The sequence below is a fragment of the Streptomyces pathocidini genome (genome assembly GCF_001418495.1).
GTDB lineage: Bacteria > Actinomycetota > Actinomycetes > Streptomycetales > Streptomycetaceae > Streptomyces > Streptomyces pathocidini.
The window spans coordinates 1-2879 of the sequence record NZ_LIQY01000698.1 but is presented as its reverse complement, the minus strand read 5'-3'; the positions used below and the strand labels follow the sequence as shown (position 1 = coordinate 2879).

At 73.0% G+C, this 2879-nt stretch carries 2 protein-coding genes; one reads left to right on the top strand and one right to left on the bottom strand.

Annotated features, from left to right (window positions below; all coding sequences use genetic code 11):
• The coding region (locus tag AOK16_RS24585) for a UbiA family prenyltransferase (RefSeq protein ID WP_420865403.1) at window positions 1-638 on the top strand (638 nt) is incomplete at its 5' end.
• 12 nt (window positions 639-650) lie between these two features.
• Here AOK16_RS24585 and AOK16_RS24580 read toward each other — a convergent pair.
• Window positions 651-2879 (bottom strand): ATP-dependent Clp protease ATP-binding subunit (locus tag AOK16_RS24580; RefSeq protein WP_055474292.1); only part of this gene is annotated, 2229 nt, incomplete at its 5' end.

Sequence of the window (2879 nt, the reverse complement as noted above, 5' to 3'; positions counted from 1 at the left end):
CGCTCGTCCTGTGCGTGCCGCTGTCGCTGGCGTCCGGGGTGGCGGCGGGCGTCGTCCACCTCGCGGGGGTGGCGGCGGCCTGGGCCTACAACCTGGGGCTGAAGTCCACGGCGTGGTCCTGGTTCCCGTATGCGATCGGCTTCGGCGGCCTGCCGGCCTTCGTCACCTTGGGGCTGCCGGGCAGGCCGTGGCCGCCGTGGTGGGTGGTCGCGGCGGCGGCGCTGCTGGGGGTGGGCGCCCACCTGGCCAACGTGCTCCCGGACATCGACGACGACCTGCGCCACGGCGTACGCGGCTGGCCGCAGCGCCTGGGCGCGACCCGGGCCCGCCTGCTGCTGCCCGTACCGCTGGTGGCGGCCACGGGCCTGCTGATCCTCCCGAACGGGCCGGTGGCGGATGGGGAGATGGGGGAGTGGAGGGCGGGGTGGGCCGCCGGCTTGTCGGGTGGTTGGGCGGCCGGGTGGCCGGGCGGCCGGTTGGGCGGATGGCTGGTGCCGGGGGCCGTGTTCGCCGCCGTGGTGGCGGTCGCTTGCGGAGCCTCTGTGATGGGACGCTCACGCCCGCGCGTGCCGTTCCTCGCGGCGATCGGGGTGGCTGCGCTCGACGTCGCGTTGCTGCTTGCGCGGACGGGGAGTTGACCGAACCCCCGGCTACCCGGCCGCCCCCGCGCCCTCCCTCTCCCGGCTCTCCCGATCCTTCCGGAACATCAACTTCCCGTCCTCCACGTCCACTTCGACCCGGCTGTGCGCCAGCAGTTCCCCGCCCAGCAGCATCCGGGACAGCCGGTTGTCCACCTCGCGCTGAATGGTGCGGCGCAGCGGCCGGGCGCCGTACTCGGGCTGGTACCCCTCGTGCGCCAGCCAGTCGACGGCCACCGGCGTGAAGTCGATCGCCACGTCCTGGGCGCGCAGCCGCTGCCGGGTCTCGTCCAGGAGCATGTCGGTGATGCGCCGCAGCTGCTCGTCCGAGAGCCGGCGGAAGATGACGATCTCGTCGATGCGGTTGAGGAACTCGGGCCGGAAGTGCTCGCGCAGCGGCCGCAGCACCCGCTCCCGCCGCGCTGCCTCGTCCGACTCCGAGTCCCCGCCGCCGGGCCCGAACCCCAGCGCCCCGCCGCGCCCGGTGATCGCCTCCGAGCCGAGGTTGCTGGTCATCACGATGACCGTGTTGGTGAAGTCGATCGTGCGGCCCTGCGAGTCCGTCAACCGCCCGTCGTCCAGCACCTGCAACAGGATGTTGAAGACGTCCGGGTGCGCTTTCTCCACCTCGTCCAGCAGCAGCAGCGAGTACGGGTGCCGGCGCACCGCCTCCGTGAACTGCCCGGCCTCCTCGTGCCCCACGTATCCGGGCGGCGCCCCGACCAGCCGGCTGACCATGTGCCGCTCCTGGTACTCGCTCATGTCCAGCCGGACCATGCGCTCCTCGCTCCCGAACAGCGCCTCCGCCAGGGCACGCGCCAGCTCGGTCTTGCCGACCCCCGTCGGCCCGAGGAAGAGGAAGCTGCCGATCGGACGGCTGGGGCTGGCCAGTCCGGCCCGCGACCGCAGTACCGCGTCGGCCACCGCCGTCACCGCCTCGTCCTGCCCGACCACCCGCTGGTGCAAGTGCTCCTCGAGTCCCAGCAGCCGCTCCTTCTCCTCCTGCGTCAGGCTGCTGACGGGGATTCCGGTCTGCCGCGACACGATGTCGGCCACGTCCTCGACGGCCACCTCCGGAATGTGCCCGCTGGGCTGCTCCCGGCCCTTGCTCTCCTCGATCCGCGCCTGCAACTCCGCGAGCCGGTCCCGCAGCCGGGTGGCCCGCTCGTACTCCTCGGCGTTCACCGCCTGCGCCTTGTCGCGGGTGAGCTGGTCCACCTCGCGCTCCAGCGTCCGCACGTCCGAGCTGTGCGTGGCCGAGCGCAGTCGGACCCGCGCCCCGGCCTGGTCCATCAGGTCGATCGCCTTGTCGGGCAGGAACCGGTCGGTCAGATACCGGTCGGACAGCTCCACGGCCGCCAGCAGGGCGTCGTCGGTGTACCGCACCTGGTGGTGCGCCTCGTACCGGTCCCGCAGCCCCCGCAGGATCTCCGTGGCGTCCGCCGTGCTCGGCTCGGGCACCAGGACGGGCTGGAAGCGGCGGGCGAGCGCGGCGTCCTTCTCCACGTACCGCCGGTACTCCTCCAGCGTGCTCGCGCCGATGACGTGCAGCTCGCCGCGCGCCAGCGCCGGTTTGAGCATGTTGCTCGCGTCCATCGGGCCGCCCTCGGAGCCGCCGCCCGCGCCCACGACCGTGTGCAACTCGTCGATGAAGACGACCAGTTCCTCGGAGTGCGCCCGGATCTCGTCGATGATGCCGGTCATCCGCTCCTCGAAGTCCCCGCGGTAGCGCGTACCGGCGACCACCCCGGCCAGGTCCAGCTGCACGACCCGCCGCCCCAGCAGGATGTCGGGCACCTCGCCCTCCACGATCCGCTGCGCCAGCCCCTCGACCACCGCGGTCTTCCCGACACCGGCCTCCCCGATGAGCACCGGGTTGTTCTTCCCGCGCCGCGCCAGCACCTCCACGGTCTGCTCGATCTCCGTCTCGCGCCCGATGACCGGGTCGATCCGGCCGTCGCGCGCCATACGCGTCAGATCCCGCCCGTACTGGTCCAGATGCGCAGTGTCGCGCGCGGGCCGGGTCCGGGTGGGATCGCCCCCGTCCCCGGGGGCGCCCCCCGACACCCCGCTGGGAATGCCGCCCATCCCCATCGGCGAACCGGACCGGGGATCGAAATGCGTGGCGTTGAGAATCTGCCCGGCCGTCGAGTCCCGATTGGCCGCCAACGCGACCAGCACGTGCTCAGGGCCGATGTACGAGGCCCCGGTGGACCGCGCGATCTCGTGCGCGTCCAGCAG